The organism is Robertmurraya dakarensis (genome assembly GCF_900156875.1).
GTDB lineage: Bacteria > Bacillota > Bacilli > Bacillales > Cytobacillaceae > Robertmurraya > Robertmurraya dakarensis.
Genome location: NZ_LT707408.1, coordinates 1,209,317 through 1,229,170, shown reverse-complemented (window position 1 = coordinate 1,229,170; position 19,854 = coordinate 1,209,317). Strand labels below are relative to the sequence as shown.

The 19,854-nt window shown below is 39.2% G+C and carries 18 protein-coding genes; all 18 read right to left on the bottom strand.

Going from position 1 to position 19,854, the window contains the following annotated elements:
- Positions 1 to 169 precede the first annotated feature (169 nt).
- Entirely contained in the window at positions 170 to 1,312 is a 1,143-nt protein-coding gene (ftsZ, locus tag CZ487_RS07190; RefSeq protein ID WP_077211442.1) for a cell division protein FtsZ, read from the bottom strand.
- Between the two features lie 151 nt (positions 1,313 to 1,463).
- Positions 1,464 to 2,747, bottom strand: coding sequence for a cell division protein FtsA (gene ftsA, locus CZ487_RS07185; protein WP_077211441.1), 1,284 nt, complete (start codon positions 2,745 to 2,747; stop codon positions 1,464 to 1,466).
- 141 nt (positions 2,748 to 2,888) lie between these two features.
- Entirely contained in the window at positions 2,889 to 3,233 is a 345-nt protein-coding gene (locus CZ487_RS07180) for a small basic family protein (RefSeq protein WP_077211440.1), read from the bottom strand.
- Positions 3,234 to 3,293: 60 nt separating this feature from the next.
- Positions 3,294 to 4,007, bottom strand: a complete 714-nt coding sequence (locus CZ487_RS07175; protein ID WP_237562813.1) for a DUF881 domain-containing protein — start codon at positions 4,005 to 4,007, stop codon at positions 3,294 to 3,296.
- A gap of 136 nt (positions 4,008 to 4,143) precedes the next feature.
- Positions 4,144 to 4,839, bottom strand: a complete 696-nt coding sequence (locus CZ487_RS07170; protein WP_237562812.1) for a DUF881 domain-containing protein — start codon at positions 4,837 to 4,839, stop codon at positions 4,144 to 4,146.
- The gene (locus tag CZ487_RS07165; protein ID WP_337189732.1) at positions 4,820 to 5,608 is read right to left on the bottom strand and encodes a cell division protein FtsQ/DivIB; all 789 of its coding nucleotides are present in this window, start codon (positions 5,606 to 5,608) and stop codon (positions 4,820 to 4,822) included. Before CZ487_RS07165 ends, CZ487_RS07170 begins: the two co-directional genes overlap by 20 nt.
- Before the next feature lie 181 nt (positions 5,609 to 5,789).
- Positions 5,790 to 6,698 (bottom strand): UDP-N-acetylmuramate dehydrogenase, encoded by a 909-nt coding sequence (murB, locus tag CZ487_RS07160; RefSeq protein WP_077211438.1) that lies wholly within the window; start codon positions 6,696 to 6,698, stop codon positions 5,790 to 5,792.
- Positions 6,699 to 6,761: 63 nt separating this feature from the next.
- On the bottom strand, positions 6,762 to 7,859 hold the full coding sequence (gene murG, locus CZ487_RS07155; protein WP_077211437.1) for an undecaprenyldiphospho-muramoylpentapeptide beta-N-acetylglucosaminyltransferase: 1,098 nt from the start codon (positions 7,857 to 7,859) through the stop codon (positions 6,762 to 6,764).
- A gap of 246 nt (positions 7,860 to 8,105) precedes the next feature.
- Positions 8,106 to 9,206 carry a stage V sporulation protein E gene (gene spoVE, locus CZ487_RS07150; RefSeq protein ID WP_077211436.1) on the bottom strand — a complete coding sequence of 367 codons (1,101 nt, stop codon included), beginning with the start codon at positions 9,204 to 9,206 and terminating at the stop codon, positions 8,106 to 8,108.
- A 109-nt stretch (positions 9,207 to 9,315) separates the two neighbouring features.
- The gene (murD, locus tag CZ487_RS07145; RefSeq protein ID WP_077211435.1) at positions 9,316 to 10,668 is read right to left on the bottom strand and encodes a UDP-N-acetylmuramoyl-L-alanine--D-glutamate ligase; all 1,353 of its coding nucleotides are present in this window, start codon (positions 10,666 to 10,668) and stop codon (positions 9,316 to 9,318) included.
- Positions 10,669 to 11,643 carry a phospho-N-acetylmuramoyl-pentapeptide-transferase gene (gene mraY, locus CZ487_RS07140; RefSeq protein ID WP_077211434.1) on the bottom strand — a complete coding sequence of 325 codons (975 nt, stop codon included), beginning with the start codon at positions 11,641 to 11,643 and terminating at the stop codon, positions 10,669 to 10,671.
- Positions 11,636 to 12,100: a hypothetical protein gene (locus CZ487_RS07135; protein WP_077211433.1), complete on the bottom strand. Its 465-nt coding sequence runs from the start codon at positions 12,098 to 12,100 to the stop codon at positions 11,636 to 11,638. Before CZ487_RS07135 ends, mraY begins: the two co-directional genes overlap by 8 nt.
- Position 12,101: 1 nt before the next feature.
- Positions 12,102 to 13,562 (bottom strand): UDP-N-acetylmuramoyl-L-alanyl-D-glutamate--2,6-diaminopimelate ligase, encoded by a 1,461-nt coding sequence (locus CZ487_RS07130; RefSeq protein ID WP_077211432.1) that lies wholly within the window; start codon positions 13,560 to 13,562, stop codon positions 12,102 to 12,104.
- 213 nt (positions 13,563 to 13,775) lie between these two features.
- A complete protein-coding gene (locus CZ487_RS07125) occupies positions 13,776 to 15,704 on the bottom strand; it encodes a stage V sporulation protein D (protein WP_077211431.1) in 1,929 nt (642 codons plus the stop codon).
- 116 nt (positions 15,705 to 15,820) lie between these two features.
- Positions 15,821 to 18,028 carry a penicillin-binding protein gene (locus tag CZ487_RS07120; protein ID WP_077211430.1) on the bottom strand — a complete coding sequence of 736 codons (2,208 nt, stop codon included), beginning with the start codon at positions 18,026 to 18,028 and terminating at the stop codon, positions 15,821 to 15,823.
- 2 nt (positions 18,029 to 18,030) lie between these two features.
- Positions 18,031 to 18,387 (bottom strand): cell division protein FtsL, encoded by a 357-nt coding sequence (gene ftsL, locus CZ487_RS07115; RefSeq protein ID WP_077211429.1) that lies wholly within the window; start codon positions 18,385 to 18,387, stop codon positions 18,031 to 18,033.
- 21 nt (positions 18,388 to 18,408) lie between these two features.
- The gene (gene rsmH, locus CZ487_RS07110) at positions 18,409 to 19,341 is read right to left on the bottom strand and encodes a 16S rRNA (cytosine(1402)-N(4))-methyltransferase RsmH (protein ID WP_077211428.1); all 933 of its coding nucleotides are present in this window, start codon (positions 19,339 to 19,341) and stop codon (positions 18,409 to 18,411) included.
- Positions 19,342 to 19,387: 46 nt separating this feature from the next.
- The gene (gene mraZ / locus CZ487_RS07105) at positions 19,388 to 19,819 is read right to left on the bottom strand and encodes a division/cell wall cluster transcriptional repressor MraZ (RefSeq protein WP_077211427.1); all 432 of its coding nucleotides are present in this window, start codon (positions 19,817 to 19,819) and stop codon (positions 19,388 to 19,390) included.
- Positions 19,820 to 19,854: the final 35 nt, after the last annotated feature.

The following is a 19,854-nucleotide window of genomic DNA, read 5'->3' as shown; positions in this document are numbered from 1 at the left end:
AATATTTATTTTTTGAATATTTAGATTTTTGTATTGACGAAATTAACTCCTTTGATCTCTAACCTTAAGTTGACTATTTATGATATAAAAAAGCATGGTCATAGTAACCATGCTTTTTAGACAGTTTATTGTAAGAAGTTCCCATTAGCAGCCTAAAACGCCGCCAAAATTATCTTCTTCGATTTCGGTTTCTTAAGAACGTAGGAATATCTAGTGTATCTTCGTGCTGAGGCTGTTGCGTCGTTCGAACAGGCTCATGGTGTTCTTCTTCTCTCTTTTGTACTCTCTGCGGTTTTTCAACTCCACTCGGCTTTACAGCACCTCCAAATGATGGTCTGATCGGCTTTGGTTGAGCTACTTCTTCACTGAACCCTGTTGCGATGACCGTTACCACGATCTCATCTTTGAGATTTTCATTAATAACGGAACCAAAAATCATGTTCACTTCTTGGTCAGAAGCAGATGCTACAATATCTGCCGCTTCTTGCACTTCATATAAGCTTAAGTTCGAACCGCCGGTAATGTTCATTAATACACCTTGAGCTCCATCAATAGATGTTTCTAGCAATGGAGAAGAAATTGCTTTTTTAGCAGCCTCTGTAGCCCGGTTTTCACCTGAAGAGACACCGATCCCCATAAGAGCGGAACCTTTATTAGACATAATTGTTTTTACGTCGGCAAAGTCAAGATTAATAAGCCCTGGTACAGCAATTAAATCTGAAATACCCTGTACACCTTGTCGCAGTACATTATCTGCTTCACGGAACGCTTCAAGCATTGGCGTACTCTTATCAACGATTTCTAACAGTCTGTCATTTGGAATAACAATTAATGTATCTACTGCCTCTTTCATCGCTTGGATTCCGCCAGCAGCCTGTGTCGAACGCTTTCTGCCTTCAAATGTAAAAGGTCTAGTTACTACTCCAACCGTCAAAGCACCTAAATCTCGGGCAATTTGGGCGATTACTGGAGCTGCACCAGTTCCTGTTCCACCACCCATTCCAGCAGTAACAAACACCATATCTGCACCGTTCAATGCTTGTTCAATTTGCTCTTTACTTTCTTCAGCTGCTTTTTTACCTACTTCAGGGTTAGCTCCGGCTCCAAGGCCTCTCGTTAGCTTCCCGCCGATTTGCATTTTCACTTCAGCTTTAGATAAGTTTAATGCTTGCGCATCAGTATTAACGGCAATAAATTCTACACCCTGTACCCCGTGCTCAATCATACGGTTTACCGCATTATTCCCGCCGCCACCAACGCCAATAACTTTTATCGTTGCTAATGAATCTAAATTTGTATCAAATTCCAACATGACAAATCCTCCTAATTCGTCGATATTCCTGATAGCCTAATAATCGGTCCCACAAGTGAATAACTCATGCTCTTAAAACAGAGGTTGTCCACTTGACAGTTTCAATTTTGAATAGATACTGCAAAAGCAAACTGCACCATACAGCAATCAATTATTCAAAAAAGTAACCAAAGAACTTTTTAACTCTAGATGTTATTTTTTCCTCCGGCTCTTTTTCCGGCTTTGGTTTCGGTTGCGGTTGTTTTTGAATCCTCTTTTCATTAGGCTCGAAAGCTGAAGAATGACTGTTTAATGCTCTGCCCTGTACTTTTGCATTCTTATAGGCAAATTTTATTAAACCAACAGCTGTTGTGTATTGCGGTTCACGAACCCCTATGTAATCTGGTATAGCAATTCGTACTCGATTTTGAAAAATAACCTGAGCTAATTCAAGAATTCCTTCTGTATTAGCCACTCCACCTGCAAGAACATAGCCTCCAGGCAGATCCTGAATGCCCATCCTTCTGATTTCAGATTGAATCAGATCAAAGATCTCTTCCATCCTTGCTTCAATGATATCAGAAACCTCAAGCTGATTAAATTGCTGGTGTTGATCACTCCCAATAATTGGTACGCTAAAAACTTCCTCTTCTGATGCATGATCATAAAAGGCATAGCCATGCTTAACTTTAATCTTCTCCGCATCTTCTGTGGAAGTTCGCAGTCCAATCGAAAGATCTTTTGTAATATGATCTCCTCCAATTGGAATCATACTTGTTGCCTTTAAATGTCCTTGTTCAAAAACTGCGATTGTTGTCGACCCTCCGCCAATATCAACAAGTGCCACACCCAAATTTTTTTCATCCTTTGATAGGGCAAATGAACCTGCAGCTAATGGCTGAAGAGTGATATCCAAAATTTCAAGTCCTGCTTTTTCTACACATCGTAATGTATTGTGGAGGTTTGTTTTAGAACCTGTTATAATTGTACCTTCCATTTCTAATCGGACACCAATCATCCCTCTTGGGTCACTAATTTCATCAAGGCCATCCACGATGAATTGTTTTGGTATTACATCAATGATTTCTCGTTCAGGAGGAATTGATACGACCTGGGCAGCATCAATCACTCGGGCAACATCATCATCCGTAATCTCTCGATTATCGCTTGAAACAGCTACAACACCATGACAAGGCTGGAGCATTACGTGATTTCCGGCCACACCTACAATCACTTGATTAATCTCCATTCCTATCATTCTTTCAGCCTGTTCAACTGCTCTTTTAATCGAATGAACGGTTTCATCTATATCAACAATGGAGCCTTTTCTTAATCCTTCTGATTTTACATTACCAACACCAATAATATTCAAAGCATCATTGACCATTTCACCAATGATGACTTTTACACTGGATGTACCGATGTCAAGACTTACGTATATGTCGTTGCTGTTCATTCTCTCTGGCACCTCCTCTTATGCAATTCAATTATTGAACAACAATCCTTGCTAGAAAAATAATTATCATTAGGGTTATCTATAAAATTATTCGGCAAAACTGGTATTTTCCCTTTTAAAAAATCAATTTTTTTCTATTTTTTATTCTTTTGCAGACCATTTTGTAATTAATATTCTACGAATAACCGCAATGTTTTGAAATAGCCTTACTCCAAATGCAAAAACTGCTGCTAAATACAAGTCTACACCAAGATGAACACCGAGAAAAGCTAAACTTGCAGCTAACAAAATATTAAAGAAGAAACCCGAAACAAATACTTTTTCATCATAGATATTTTGCAGGTGTGCACGAATTCCGCCAAATAATGTATCCAATGCAGCAAGTATAGCTATGGAAAGATAATCTGAATATTCCACTGGAATACTAAAATCTGTTAGAAAGCCTAAGAGTACCCCTATTATCAAGCCTAACACAGGAAGCCACATGTTCACTTTCTCCTTTTTTCAAAGTTACGCCGAAATAATGATTCCAGTAAACATCGTTACTTATTCTGATTTCACGGCTTCAATATTTCTTACACGAATTACATCTTCATAGGCAGGAACAGTAATCTTCATCTCAGGCTTAAGAACATTTACAGTCAAGTTATCAATAAAAAACTCCTCCGCAACTTCGGAGACCTCCATGCGGTTAGCTAATTTCTTTGCTGTTTGGAAGTCTTCCGTTACGATTAGTATTTCGATTGGAAACGATTTAAGAGATCGTCCATTGATTTTTGTTTCACCTGCAATCTCCCGTATCACTGTCGTATTGATTACTCTCTGCCCGCCTACCGAAACATGTTTTGCCCCATACATATTGATTTCATTCAGTAATCTCTTTAATGAATCGGGTGATATAGATGCCTCAACATTTTCCAGATATAATCCTTCATTGACTTTATCTATGTACAATTTCACTCCGGGTCCCGTTACATCTGTTAAACCGACTTCTTCCTTTAGTTCATTTAATGTGTTTCTTAAAGCTTCTTCTTTGCTTTGCTTTCTCTCAGTTTCGTATTGGGCGAGTTTTTCTTCATTAGAACGTATTTCTCTAATCAGTCTCGCTTGAAGATCCTTTTCCTTTTGCAAATCTTCACGCAGCTGCCACGTATCACGGGTGTCACGCACAACAGGTTCCTGAACACTTTGGAATTGAATCGCCAGCATGAAACCCACGATTAAAGTAATAAACGTTAAGCTGATGCTTTTTTTGCCCACGGAATCACCTAACCTTCTACTTTTTTGTGGACATGGAGAGATATGCGCGGATAGCAGAAATGAAATGTGGAAAGAAAGATTTTTAAATCACTTTCACCCATTTCTTGTCCAATACCTAATATCTCTATACAGAGATTCAAGTACCTAGGAGTGGATCTAAAACAATTTCCTGCTTCTTTTCCAATTTAAAATCGATGTTCTCATTTACTAATCTATCTTTAACCCCGCCGATTAAATCCAACGCGGAAGATAGCACTTCCGGATCACCGATTGCTGTAATTTCAAATGGTGCTGGATGAGGATAGCCATCAACCTCGATGACAGGACCATTACACACAATATAAGAATTATGCGATAACCTTTGTCCGTTAACAGCAATCGCAGCAGCACCTGAAATATAAAGCTCATTAATAACACTAAATACATGATGTTCATGAACAATATAATTATTAATATTGGTTTCATTTGGGTTATACTGGCCATCTCTAAGTGTTACGGTAACTCCTGGACCTTTTACTTTTACTTTCCCGAGAAATATTCGATATCTTTCCGCATCTTCAGCAAGATTAAAAAAGACTTGTTCTTCCTGCGAAAGTTGTTCTTCAATCTCAACTACCTTCTCCTGCTTATTATTTAGTTCTTTTTGCAGCTCTCGATTTCTTTCTTCTTGTGCAATCAATTCATTCCTCAAGTCCATATCCCGTTCCCATTGTCGATTAGAAATCTCGCGATTATCAGTTTTCTGCGTTAAATGGTATGAAAATGCAACTAAAAAGCCTAATACTAAACAAACTAACGAGAGAATGACGTAACTACCCTTCTTCTTTTTCACTCTCTTCCTCAGCACCTTTCAATTCATACGGACTGAAATAGGGAACTTCAAGATCAATTATCCCTTTTATTGCTGGATCCAATTGGCTGACAATAGAAGGGTAATGGATCATATTTTCAGCAAAGGTCCTAATAGAGGCACTTACTTCAAAGCCATCATTCATAAATAGGGTAATATGAGTTTTATCTGTTTCCTTTGGTGAATAATGAATTTCTGAAATTGAGTTGAGAACTTCTTCAGGTATTGTCTCTAATCCCCTGATCATCTCCTCAGTTACATCTCCTTCAGGAAAACTGAAGAGTATAGGAGCACTCACAGGTGTCTTACCAGTCTCTTTTTCAAGAATATCTCCATTTTCTAAAATAGGCAAAAAATCGCCTTCATTTAACAAATAGGCAATTCTTCTCCATTCCTCCACACTAATGACAACAGCATTTGGCATCTTAGTCCTAACATCAACCGATTTAATTTCAGTTAGTTCTGATATTTTAGATTTTATCCCTTTTTCATCAACATTCCAAATACTTGAATTTTTTGATACACTGCTTTTTGAAATAATTTCTTCATCAGTGTACACCCGATTCCCTTCTACCTCTATTTTGTTAACATGACTAAGTGGTGATTGGAAATAAACAACACAAGCAATCAGCACAAAAAAGAGTAGTAAGAGAAAAATAAGCCTCTTATTAGCTTTTTTCCGTCTTTGTTGTTTAAGCTTAGGAATACGATCTTCCAAGGAGACGACCTTTTCGTTATCCAATCCTTTCACCCCTCTTCAGCGCATTTATCTTATGAGCTTGTCCAATTCTAAACAGCGTAATTCTTCTATCTAAAAAGAGAAAACAACGGCACGATCTCTCATGCCGTTATCCCTGCTTTCCACCCATTAACATAGGTCATATCTAGAAAAATATTATACCATAAATATGGTAGAAGTAAGAAGATATTTGTTACTTTTTTCCGATAATCTCTACTTCAGTTTCCATCTTAACCTGATACAATTCATAAATTTTATCTTTCACATACTGTATAAGATCAAGAACGTCTTCTGCTTTTGCATCTCCGTTATTAACTATAAAATTCCCATGCATTTCGGAAATTTTCGCCCCGCCGATAGAATGGCCTTTTAGCCCGGCATCTTCAATCAGCTTACCCGCATAATGTGGCAGCGGGTTACGAAAAATACTGCCTGCACACGGAAAGTTCCAAGGCTGTGTTTCTTTCCGGTAATCCTTATTTTTTTGCATCACAGCTGTTATTTCTTCCTTATTCCCCTCTGTTAACTGAAAAACAGCAGATAGCACGATTCCAGGCCGCTTTTTTTGTAAACAAGAGGTTCTATAGGAAAATTCCAATTCTTTATTTGATAGCCACTCTAAATTTCCATCTTCAAATAAAATAAGAGCTTTCGTAAGAATTTTAGAAATATCGGAACCATGGGCGCCTGCATTCATATAGACTGCTCCCCCAACTGAACCGGGAATACCACTTGCAAATTCCAATCCTGACAGGCCCTTTCTACTTAACGTAGTTGCCAGCCTGACCAAGGAGTAGCCCCCGCCGGCTTCCACCTCTGTTCCATTGATCTCTAATTGGTCTAATCCAGCTCCAAGCTTTATAACAATCCCTTCGATTCCCTGGTCGGAAACAAGTAAGTTCGAGCCTCTGCCAATCGCTCTCCATTTTACGCCAAACTTTCGGATCAGCTCCATGGTTTTTTGAATATTTTCTATGGAAGAAGGTTCAATTAGATAATCAGCTGGACCACCAATTTTAATCGTTGTATGTTTTGATAATGGTTCATTTTCCTTAATGACGCCAACATTCAGTTGTTTTAGTTCTGAAATTAGCTCGTTCATATTACCCTCCCTTTCAAAAAATGGGTTATTTCATCATATGCAAGGAGGAAATGAAGGCTACATTCATTTCTGTACAGTAATCTCCTCCATTAATTTATACACTCTCATTGCAGCATCTGGTATTCCCAATTCCTTGGCACTCTTTTTCATTGACTTTAACCGGTTTTCATCCATTAGTACTGAGTCTATTTGTTCTACTAGTTTATGACCTGTTAAGTCTTTTTCCAGCAACAGATATGCTGCATCACGTTCACTTAAAGCTCTTGCATTTTTTTCTTGATGATTATTAGTAACGTAAGGGCTTGGTATTAAGATGCTTGGTATTCCAAGTGATGTTAATTCAGCGAGTGTAGTAGCACCCGCCCGTGAAACCGTCAAATCAATACCAGCCAATACTTCAGGCATATTATCTATATAAGGTTTTATCACAACATTATCTGGATTGCCAACCAGTTCAATCTCTTTTTGAACTTCACTAAAATGGGCATCTCCAGTCACATATAAAACCTGGTATGGTTTCGCACCAAGCTCTGAGAGTGATTTTACTACGGCCTCATTTATGGGTCTAGCTCCTCTGCTGCCTCCAAAAATTAAAACAGCCGGTAGATCGGCTTTTAATCCAACTGAAAGACGTCCGCGGATTCCATCTTGACCCAATACTTCAGACGCACGTGGATTTCCTGTTAAAATCACCTTTTCCTTAGGAAAGTACTCCTTTGCATCATCAAAACAAATAGCTATTTTATTGACATAACGGCTTAAAAATTTATTAGTTAAGCCAGGGACACTATTTTGTTCATGGATAATAGTCGGTATTCCCATCTTGGCTGCTGCATACACAACCGGCCCGCAAACATATCCCCCTGTACCTATTACGACATCTGCTTTAAATTCCTTCAACATTTTTTTACTATCACGAACACCCTTTAAAAATCGCAAAATCGTTTTCACATTATCAAACGAGATTTTCCTTTTGAATCCGGTTATATGTATCGATTTAAATGGTATTTGTTCCTTTTTTACAATCCGGCTCTCTAACCCTTGTTCAGTACCTATATACAAAAACTGATGCGAGCCTTCTTGCTTTTTAATCTCCCGTATTAAAGCTAAAGCTGGATAAATATGGCCTCCAGTACCTCCGCCACTGACTACAATGCGCATTTTTTCACCTCTTCAAAGAGAGTAATATGGATTAATTAGAAGGTTTAACCTTCCCCATTTTACTATATGATCGTCAAACTACAGACAAACAAATGATTTTGTCATTTAATTTTAATATGGCTGCAATCAAAGTTGCAGAACAAAAAGATGTGCTATTTCATTGTACAAAAAAAAAGATTATTTTGCGAAGTATATAATTCGTTCCAAAACATAAAGAAACCCTGATTAACAGGGCTCTAACTTACGTTAATATCTTGAATGGCGGCTGACATTTAGCAAAACACCTATTGCCATGAGCATTAGCGTTAAAGACGATCCCCCATAGCTTAGGAATGGCAGCGTAATCCCTGTGACAGGCATTAATCCTGTAACAACGCCAATATTAATCATAACTTGAATGGCAATCATTGCGATTATCCCAACTGCTAAAAAGCTGCCAAATAAGTCAGGAGCTCCTAGTGCTATCCTAATTCCCCGCCATAACAAAAGAGCAAATAATAGGAGTACGAATGATCCACCGATAAATCCTAATTCTTCAGCAAGAATCGCAAATATAAAATCTGTTTGTGGTTCAGGTAAATAAAAGAACTTTTGCCTGCTTTGTCCAAGCCCTAATCCAAATAACCCTCCTGGTCCAATCGCATATAATGACTGGATGATTTGGAAACCGCTGCCTTGCGGATCTGACCATGGATCTAAAAAGGAAGTAATCCTCTTAATTCGATATGGGGCGGAAGCAATTAGAGCTACAAACCCTATTAGCCCGACAAATCCCAATCCAATAAAGTGACTTATCCTGGCACCAGAAATAAAAATCATTACAATACAGGTGCCAACCATTACCGTACCTGTTCCTAAGTCCGGCTGAAGCATAATCATTCCGAACGCTAGAAATACTAAGCTCAAAGAAGGAACAAGTCCCTTCTTAAAAGAAGTAATATTCTTTTGGTTTTCTGACAGATATTTTGCTAAAAAAGCAATCATTGCAAGCTTCATGAATTCCGAAGGCTGTATGGAGAAAGCTCCCACTCCAATCCAGCTTCTTGAACCATTTCTTACATTCCCTATTCCCGGAATTAAAACAAGGATTAAGAGGACGAAACATACTATTAGCATGACTTTAGCGAATTTCTTCCATGTCCAATAGTCAACGTTCATAAAGACAAACATGGTTACAATCCCGACACCTGCAAATAATAGCTGTCTCTTTGCGAAGAAAAATGAATCATCAAATTTGTACTCTGCCCAAATGGCGCTTGCACTATAAACCATGATTAATCCAGTGGCAAGCAAAGTAAAAGTAACGATAATTAAGATCAGATCGGGAGTAGCTCGTTTGGTCGGCAACTTAAACACACCTCGAAGAAAAGTTTAAAGGGCCCGAGTTGGTTTCATCGCTGACTGGATACATACTTGACATGATCTAGGAAGAGAAGTACATATCGTGGACAAGCCCTTACTTAAGCTTATGCACGGCTTCTATAAAAATGTCTCCCCTTACCTCAAAAGTTTTATATTGATCCCAGCTTGCACATGCAGGTGATAAAAGAACAACGTCACCCGAAGTAGAAACCTTATAAGCAGCAGGCACGGCTTTTTCTACATTGTCGACACGCACGATTGTTTTTATTCCCGCATCACGAGCAACTCTTTCAATTTTTTCTGCTGTTTGACCAAAAGTAATGATTGCCTTTACCCCTTTGAATGAAGGGATAAGCTCGTCAAATTCATTTCCTCGATCAAGCCCGCCAGCAAGCAGTACAACTGGCTGCTTAAATGCAGCTAGCGCATGTTTTGTCGCTAGAATATTGGTTGCCTTAGAATCATTGTAGAACTTTCTTCCTTCAACCTCACCGATATATTGGAGGCGGTGTTTGACACCCTTGAATGTATTTAACACTTGAAAAATTGCCTCATTTTCTACACCTGATAACTTAGCAGCTGATATTGCACAAAGGATATTCTCCAAATTATGGGCTCCCGGCAGGACAATATCCTTTGTTTCAACCACCTTTTCACCTCGGAACCAAATCACACCATCTTTTACATAAGCACCATCTTCAAGCACTTTTGTCGTGGAGAAAGGAATGATGTTCGCGCGTGAACTCTTTGCAATTTCCATTACTTTCTCTTGGTCAGCATTCACAATGAAAAAATCATTTTCTGTTTGATTTTTTGTAATAGCAGCTTTAGCAGCACTATATTCATCCATAGTACCGTGGTAATCTAAATGAGCTTCATAAAGATTCGTTAGCAATGCGATCTTTGGTCTAAAAGAATGAATCCCCATTAACTGAAATGAAGAAAGCTCAATAACAATCGTATTTTTCCCTGTTGCTTCCTGCACAACGTCAGAAGCAACCGTTCCAATATTTCCGGCAATAAGCGGCGATTTGTCTCCCGCACTTAACATCTCAAAAATTAGTGTTGTAGTCGTCGTCTTCCCATTTGTACCGGTAATACCGATAAAAGGAGCCTCACTGACTTGGTAAGCCAATTCAACCTCTGTAACGACGGGAATCCCCTTTTCTTCAGCTTTTACAATCATAGGATTATGATAAGGAATACCAGGGTTCTTAACAACCAGCTCGAATCCTTCTTCTAAAAGCTCAATTGGATGATCACCGCAAATCACCGTAATCCCCTGCTCAAGCAATCCCTGTGCTTCCGGATTTTGAGATAAAGGCTTCATATCATTTACCGTTACAAATGCCCCCATCTTATGCAAAAGCGTGGCCGCACTCACCCCACTCTTTGCTAAACCCAGCACTAAAATTTTCTTATGGTAATACGTCTTAATCTCTTTCAATTACATCCACACCTCAATATAGATTCCTAGCACAGCAAATATTAAACCGACTGTCCAGAACGTAACAACAACACGCCACTCCGACCAGCCGACAAGTTCATAATGATGGTGAAGCGGACTCATTCTAAAAATTCTTTTCCCTGTTGTTTTAAAAGAAATAACTTGCAGAATAACAGATAATGTCTCAATAACAAACACTCCGCCAATAATAAGCAGAAGAATTTCAAGCTTTAACATGATCGCCACAGCAGCAATCGCACCGCCAAGTGCTAAGGAACCCGTATCACCCATAAACACTTTCGCTGGGTGGGCATTAAAGACAAGGAAGCCTAACACAGCCCCAACAACAGAGACGGAAAATACGGATACTTCTAGTAATGATTGATTCCATGCCAACACAGCAAATGCTCCAAATGCGATTGCTGCTGTACCTGATACTAGACCATCCAGTCCATCCGTTAAGTTAACTGCGTTCGAAAAGCCAACTAGCCAAAAGATAATGAAAAGAACATAAGTCCAGCCTAAATCGAATGAAATACCTGTTAACGGAATAGAAATTTCTGTTGAAAACTCACTTTGTTTTAGGAAAAAATAGAAAACAATTGAAATAATAATCTGCCCTAATAGCTTTTGTTTTGAAGTTAATCCTAAATTCCGCTTCATGACCACTTTAATAAAATCATCTAAGAATCCAAGCAATCCGAACCCCAGTGTGACAAAAATTAATAAATAGCTTTCCATCGTCGGTTCAGCATACTTGCCTGTCATAGTAAACGTGGTCACTACTATAGAGAGGAGAATGATAATTCCTCCCATTGTCGGCGTACCAGATTTCTTTTGATGAGATTTTGGTCCTTCTTCTCGAATACTTTGTCCAAATTTCAACCTTCTTAAGAAAGGGATGAAAATAGGGGAAAAAATAACCGAAATAATAAACCCTAAGAGAATCGTAAAAAGAATCACTTGCTCAAGCATTCTCTTTCCCCCCTTTCTTTATAATAGTATCGAGAATAATTTTCCATTGATCCTCAATTTCAACAATATCCGTCTTCTGATAGTACTCTTCAGGGACTTTATTTTCAAAAAAAGTAAAATTTGTTATAATCCCATTTTCCAATTCGATATTTTGTATCTTCGTCTTGTATTGATAAAGAATCTTCTTAATTCCCTCTATAAGATTATCTGTATAAAATATTGGGAAATGGTTTGGTGTATAAGTTGGTATTTCTCGTCCTTCCAGCCAAATGGCAGCAACTGCTCCATTAGCAATTGCTGTCTGCAGATCTTCTACCTGGTCTAACATAGGAATATAAAGGCCCTTTGGTTGAAGAGTTTCAGCCAAAAAAGACACAGTTCGAAATGAAAGGCTATAATCCCTTATCCCTGAGGATTTCGGAAAAATGCCAGCCAAATCATCATAAGTCAAAAACATATTATCTCCCCTCTAAAGCCTCTTTCGCTACCAATCGATCATCAAAATCGAACACTTGATTTCCAATTATTTGATACGTTTCATGTCCTTTCCCTGCAATGAGGATGACATCATTCTTGTTTGCCTGCCCCACTGCATGGTAGATAGCGGCCTTTCGGTCTTCTATCACTTCATACTTTTCACCTGCTGCGCCATCTTCCATATCTTTAAGAATAGCAGCAGGATCTTCACTTCTAGGATTATCAGAGGTGAAGATTGGACGGTCACTGTATTGACAAGCAATCTTCGCCATTAGCGGGCGTTTAGTACGATCACGATCACCGCCGCAGCCGACAATTACAAAGACCTTCCCTTCAGCAAATTGTTTCACGGTCTTCAAAGCATTCTCCAAACTGTCAGGTGTGTGTGCATAATCAACGATGACAGTAAAATCTTGGCCCGCGTGAACTAATTCAAAACGCCCTGAAACTCCCTTTACTTGTTCAATAGAAGAAATAGCTTCGTCTAAAGGAATACATGAGGCAATTGCCGCCCCTAAACTAGCGAGAACATTATAGACACTGAATTTTCCAATTAACTGAAGTGATACTTTATTCGTTCCAAAGGGACTTATTAAATCAAATTCCGTCCCCTTTGCAGTCATCACAATATTTCTAGCTTGGAGCGTCGCATCCTTATCAATTCCGTATGTAATGACATGTGCTGTTGTAGATTCCACATATATTTCAGAGGCAGGATCATCCGCATTTAACACAGCAAATTTCGGCTTATCGATATTGAACGTATTCCCAAGCTGCGAAAATAATAAGCTTTTTGCCCTTTTATATTCGTCCATCGTATGGTGGTAATCCAAATGGTCTTGAGTTAAATTCGTAAAGACTGCCACATCAAAATCCGTGCCATGTACCCTTCCCTCTACTAGGGCATGCGAAGAAACCTCCATGACCGCAGATTGAACTCCCTTATCCACCATTTCATTAAACGTTTTCTGGAGAGTTAAACTTTCTGGTGTTGTATTCTTTGTCTCTAGTACATCGTTGTCAATCTTTGTATACATCGTTCCAATTAATCCTGTTTTACGACCAGCATCTGCTAGGATTTTTTCTATCAGATGACTTGTTGTCGTTTTACCATTTGTACCAGTTATACCGATCATATGAAGTTTATGACTTGGCTGGTCATAAAATGCATCTGCTAGAACAGCCATTGCTCTTTTTGTATTCGCGACCACTATGACCGGTACCGGCAGTACCAATTCTTCCTCTGCTATCACAGCCGCCGCACCACTAGCTACAGCTGCCTCTGCGAAACGGTGGCCATCTACTGTATACCCCTTTATACAAATAAAAAGGCTTCCTTTTTGCACTTTACGGTTATCATTTTCGATACTCATAATCTCAGGATTTTCCCCATCATATGGGGTGAAGGGATGAAGGTGTTTTAACAATGTATGTAATTTCATTTTTATCAAATCCTCTCAAATTGTAACGACACTTCCTTTATCAAAAGAAGTGTTATTCAAGATTTTATTTGTTTAACCAGCCTTTCATATTTGGTTAAAATCTTGTATACATTCCCTTTTCAAAACTAGCGATTATTATTTTACATGATATCTATACTTTTAGCTATTTTATTTAAAAAAAGGGCGGCGATTTTTCATTGCCGCCCGCTCAGGTTATTCTTCTTCTTTTTCTCCAAAATAAAGCCTAACTGTTGATCCTTCCTTAAGTTTGATACCGCCTGGAGGTGTCTGCTTTACCACCACATCTCCTTCTCCGCTGGCATCAATTTTTAAGTTTACGAAAATTTCTTGAATTTCTCTTTTGCTCATCCCTACCACATTAGGCACCTCAACCATGACCGGATCGGTCCAATCTTTTCTTTCCTTTTCTACTTGTTCTTTACGCGGTTCAACCCCTAAAGTTCGCAAGCTATCTCCCATAATTGCCCCGACAATCGGTGCGGCTACGACACCACCAAATTGAATCGTGCCTTTAGGATTATCGACGGCCACATAAACAACAAGCTCCGGTTTATCTGCAGGAGCAAAACCAATAAATGAAACAATATGATTGTTTTCCATGTATCGCCCATCTTTTACTTTCTGAGCAGTTCCCGTCTTTCCTCCTACCCGGTACCCATCAACGAATGCCTTTCCGCCGGAACCTTTAGCAACTACGTTTTCCAATGCGTATCTAACCTCTTTTGACGTATCTTCTGAAATAACTTTCCTCTTAGCCTGCGGTGTATTCTTCATGACGACTTCGCCTGTCAGCGGATCTATCAGTTCCTTTGCGATAAAAGGCGTGTACAATGTTCCGCCGTTTACTGCTGCTGAAAGGGCTGCTACCTGTTGAATCGGCGTCACCGAAACCCCCTGTCCAAAAGATGTAGTAGCTAATTCAACTGGCCCTACGCGATCTAAGCTAAAAAGAATCCCTTTCCCTTCACCTTGAAGATCAATCCCAGTTTTTTCACCAAATCCGAATTCTTTAATATATTTAAATAGCGTTTCTTTTCCCAATCTCTGTCCTAACTCAACAAATCCTGGGTTACATGAGTTTTGCACTACCTCAAGGAATGTTTGATCTCCATGTCCTCCGCTTTTCCAGCAATGAATAGTCGCTCCATCCACTTTGACATAGCCGGGATCATGAAAATGCTCCTCTTCTAAGTCTACTTTTCCCTCTTCCAAGGCTGCTGCAAGAGTGATAATTTTAAAAGTTGATCCTGGCTCATAGGTACTCCATACCGGTAAATTTCGATTAAAGACTTCAGGTGCAACATCTTGAAAATTAGTCGGATCAAAATCAGGTCTGCTCGACATAGCCAATACTTCACCTGTATTTGGGTTCATCGCAATCGCAATAAGCCCATCTGGATTATACTTGGCCTCTGCAATATCCAGTTCACGTTCCACGATCGTTTGAATGCGTGAGTCGATGGTTAATTTAAGGTCTAAACCATCAACAGGCGGCCGATAATCATCAGCTTTATCGTTCATGCGATTATGCTTTGCGTCCGCATAAAATTGCACAGACCCTTTTTCCCCTTTTAATTCTTTATCATACTGAAGTTCTAATCCCATTAATCCTTGATTATCAATTCCCGCAAACCCTAACACATGAGATAAATAGTCACCGAAAGGATAGTAACGCTTTGAATCTTCACCGATGTAAACACCAGATAACCCAAGATCCCTGACTTCTGAAGCTTTTTCATGGGAAATTTTTCTGCCATCCGGTATTTTAACATTGAGTTCTTTCTTCGTGATGAGCTTGTATATTTCTTCCTTTGACCCGTCCAATACTGCAGCTAATTTCTCTGCAGTTTCTGCCGGGTCCTTAACCTGTCTTGGAAATACATAAACAGTTGGCGCACTCATGTTGGTTGCTAGAGCTACACCATTGCGATCAATAATTTCTCCTCTTTCAGGTTCAAATGGGATTTCGCGGCTCCACAGATTTTCAGCACCATCTGTTAACCAATCCCCTAGGAAAAACTGAACATAACCAAGCCTGACATCAATAATAAAGAAAATCAAAAATCCAATTAACAGTGATATTGTCAATCTCTTTCTTACCGTAACATTAGACACTCGCATCTCTCAACGAACCTCCCTAAAATATGGGTCGTTCAAATATATGCTTGTACACTACTGAATAGAACAAGCTGTCTCAGAAGGAAAAAAGCAATCGGTCAATGACCGATTGCTTTTTCTCAATCCTTATTTTCTTGTTCTTCTAAAGCCATTAATTCTTCACTTTCCGGAACAACAGGTTCTTCCTTTTGATTGTGAGGAAGAAGGTGAACAACTAAATAGTCTCCTTCAGAGAGCTTAGCTCCCGCTTGTAGGTTTTGTCTAACTACGTAGCCGCTGCCTGTCATATTTAATTCCAACTTCATTAAGTTTGCTATTTTCATGACGTCCCGTAAAGACCAGCCTGACATGTCAGGTACAGTCGGCTCACTATCTGTTACAAGAATGACCTTTTCTCCTTCCAAAAGCTGCTGTCCTTTTTCAGGCAGCTGGCGGGTAATTTGTTTACCATTACCTAAAACAACCGCCTCTGCGCCCAATTCTACTATTTTAGAAGCTGCTTGATCAGCACTCATTCCTACTGCATCGGGTACTTTTACTATTTTGGCTTTTTCTTGCTGTGTTGGTTGAATCTTTAAGTACTGAAGACTGTTTTTCATGATTTGGTTAAAAACAAGAGAAACAGGGGTCGATCCTTCAGAATAACTATCAATTTCCGGCTGCTGAACAGCGACGTAAACGACTAATTGCGGATCATCAGCAGGTGCCATCCCTAAAAAAGAGAAAACATAATCATTAGGCCCCGTAAGATATCTCCCGTTTTCTGTCATGTTGGCAGTTCCTGTTTTACCCGCTACCTGATATCCATCAATATGATATTTCTTACCCGTACCCTTCGGTGAAGTGATAACCGTCTCTAAAACCTCTCTTACTTCTTTTGCGGTATTTTCTGAGATTGGCTTTCCTACAACAACAGGCTCAGCCTTTTGTATCACCTCATCTGTTTGGGGGTCTATTATTTTATTAATAATTTGCGGCTTCAACATACTTCCATTCCCTGCGACGGCTGTTGCAGCTTGAATTTGCTGGATAGGAGTAATAGCTGTTCCTTGTCCATAACCGGTTGTAATTTTATCAAGGGGATATTGATATACAATTTTCCCGCTCGCTTCATTTGGCAGCTCTATTCCAGTTGGTTTATCGAATCCAAAACTTGTTAAATATTCTCGATATTTTTCAAACCCTAATTTGTCTTGAACAATTTTAGCAATAGCCGTGTTAGAAGAACGCTGAATTCCTTCTAAATAACTAATTTGTCCCCAGCCTACATAGTTATGGTCATGGATTGCTTTTGAGTTCTTTGTCGGCTTATAAGAACCAGATTGAAAAGTTTCATTCAGATTCAGCACTTGCTCTTCCAATGCTGCTGCTAATGTAAAAATTTTCATAGTAGATCCAGGCTCAAATGAGTTTTCCACAGCTTCATTATGCCAAGTGTCTGCAATCCCCTCTCTTGTTTTTGGATGAAAAGTAGGTCTTTGTCCCATCGCCAATATCTCACCAGTATCTGGATCAGCAACAATGGCAATCATTTTCGTTGGCTTGTATTCCTTGTCCACTACATTTAAAGCTTCCTCTACGAAAGTTTGAATTTTTTTATCGAGCGTTAAATAAACATCTTTGCCGTGTTGGGCAGGGGTGATCTTTTCATCACCCTTTGGCAGAAGATATCCCCATAGATCACTTTCATATTCAATTTTTCCATTCTTACCCGTAAGGACATCATTTAGAGACTTTTCAATTCCCAATTGGCCAACCGGTTTTGTCCCGCCTTCCTCTGTGTCCACATATCCAATAACGTGTGATGCAAAGATTCCATTTGGGTAGAATCTTTTTGATTCTCTAATAAAAGTAATACCGGGAAGTTTTAATTCCTCGATTTCTTGCTTAGTCTGAAGAGCTATATCTTTTCCCGCAGGACCGAACTCAACTTGAAACGGCCCTTCTTTTGAAAGAATTCTAAATATCTCTGACTCTTCTAAATCAATATATTTAGCGAGCTCACGACTAGTCATTTCCTTGTCTACAACATGTTGAGGATCCTTTTTATTCGTTGTCATACTTTCATCTAGTATTGCCACTAACGTATAAGACGCAGTATCCTCTGCAATTACTTCACCATTGCGATCATAGATGGTCCCTCTTTTCGCTTCAAGCACGCCTTCTCTTAAGTATTTCTGCTGTGCTTTTGCAGCTAAAGGCTGACCAGCAGCCTCCCCACTAACTTGGATAGAAACAAAGCGAAACAACAAGACAAAAAAGAGCAGGCAAAAGAATAGAAATAAAAGCGCTGCTCCAACATTCATATTTGGCTGTTTTTTCATCATTACTATTGCACAACCTTAACATTGTTTTCATTTAGATTCAGACCTAGCTCTTTTGCTTTAGCTAAAATTCTCTCGTATGTACTTAATTCCTCTACCTGCATTTCTAAATCATTATTGACCTTTTTTTGATCTTGTATTTGAGACGCAGTTACTTGAATACTTTTGTTTGTATCGTAAATAGCAGCTTGATTGGAAAGGATTTGAACAGCCCCAAAACAAAGAGCGGCACAAAAGGCAACACTTAATATTTTTTCTCCAGGAGATAACGCTAATTTAAATTTTCTTGCTTTCTTTTGTTTTTGCGGTTGAACCATCTCTTTTTGTTGTTCTTGCTGCAGCTTCCTTGCTAAATTCCCCATTCTTTTCCCTCCTAGACGGTTTTATATCTTCTCAGCAATCCTCAACTTTGCTGACCGGGCACGATTATTTCCTTCTAATTCTTCTTCTGATGGAAGAATTGGTTTTCTCGTAATAAGCTTTAACACTGGTTTATATTCATCAGGTATCACGGGAAGGCCATGTGGCAGCTCCGGTGTTTCACTTGCCTTTTTAAACGTTACTTTACAAATGCGGTCCTCTAGGGAATGAAAGGTAATCACACTAATTCTTCCGCCAGGGTTTAATAATTGAATCGCTTGCTCGAGTGACTTCTCGAAAACGCCTAATTCATCATTAACTGCGATTCTAATCGCTTGAAAAATTCGTTTCGCCGGATGACCGCCTTTTCTCCGAGCAGGTGCAGGAATAGCATCCTTAATTAATTCTACTAGCTCCCCTGTTGTCTCAATTGGCTTTTTTTCCCTCGCGGCTTCAATTTTTCTGGTAATTTGTTTAGAAAACTTCTCCTCACCATATCTAAAAAAGATCTTAACTAGCTCTTCGTAGCTCCATTTGTTGACAACATCATAAGCGGATAATTCTGCATCTTGATCCATCCGCATATCTAACGGTGCGTCGTGATGATAGCTAAACCCTCTTTCCGGGGTATCTAACTGAGGTGATGAAACTCCCAGGTCATAAAGAATTCCATCTACTTTATCGACGCCATGCTCCGCCAGCATTTCTTTTAAATGGAGAAAATTACTCTTGATGATCGTAATACGGTCTCCATACTGTGCTAATTTTTCCTTTGCATTAGCAATCGCTGTTTCATCTTGATCAAATGCGTATAATTTTCCTTCGTCAGAAAGCTTTGATAGGATAAGTTCGCTATGTCCAGCCCCACCCATCGTACAATCTACATAAATACCATCACTCTTAATATTTAGTCCATCTACCGTTTCCTGCAGCAGCACTGTTGTATGTTCAAACATGTATTTCCACCTTTCGAATTAACATATGACCATTTTGGGAAAAAAATTAAATATCAAACCCAATCATATTTTCTGCAATTTCCGCAAAAGATTCCTCGGACTCTGTAAAATAGTCTTCCCAAAGATTCTTACTCCATATCTCAATTCGATTGGAAACACCTAAAACTACACATTCTTTGTCGAGTTTAGCGTATTGCATGAGGGGAGACGATATATTTATCCGTCCTTGTTTATCGAGTTCACATTCTGTGGCACCAGAAAAGAAAAATCTAGTAAAAGCACGGGCATCCTTTTTCGTTAACGGAAGCCCTTTTAACTTTTCCTCAATAATGGTCCATTCACTGAGCGGGTATCCAAATAAACATTGATCCAAACCGCGAGTTAAAATAAAAGTCTCACCAAGATGTTCACGGAACTTCGCAGGCACGATTAAACGACCTTTGGTGTCAATGTTGTGATGGAACTCACCCATAAACATGCCCACTACCCCCACTCTTTATCCTAAATGTACCA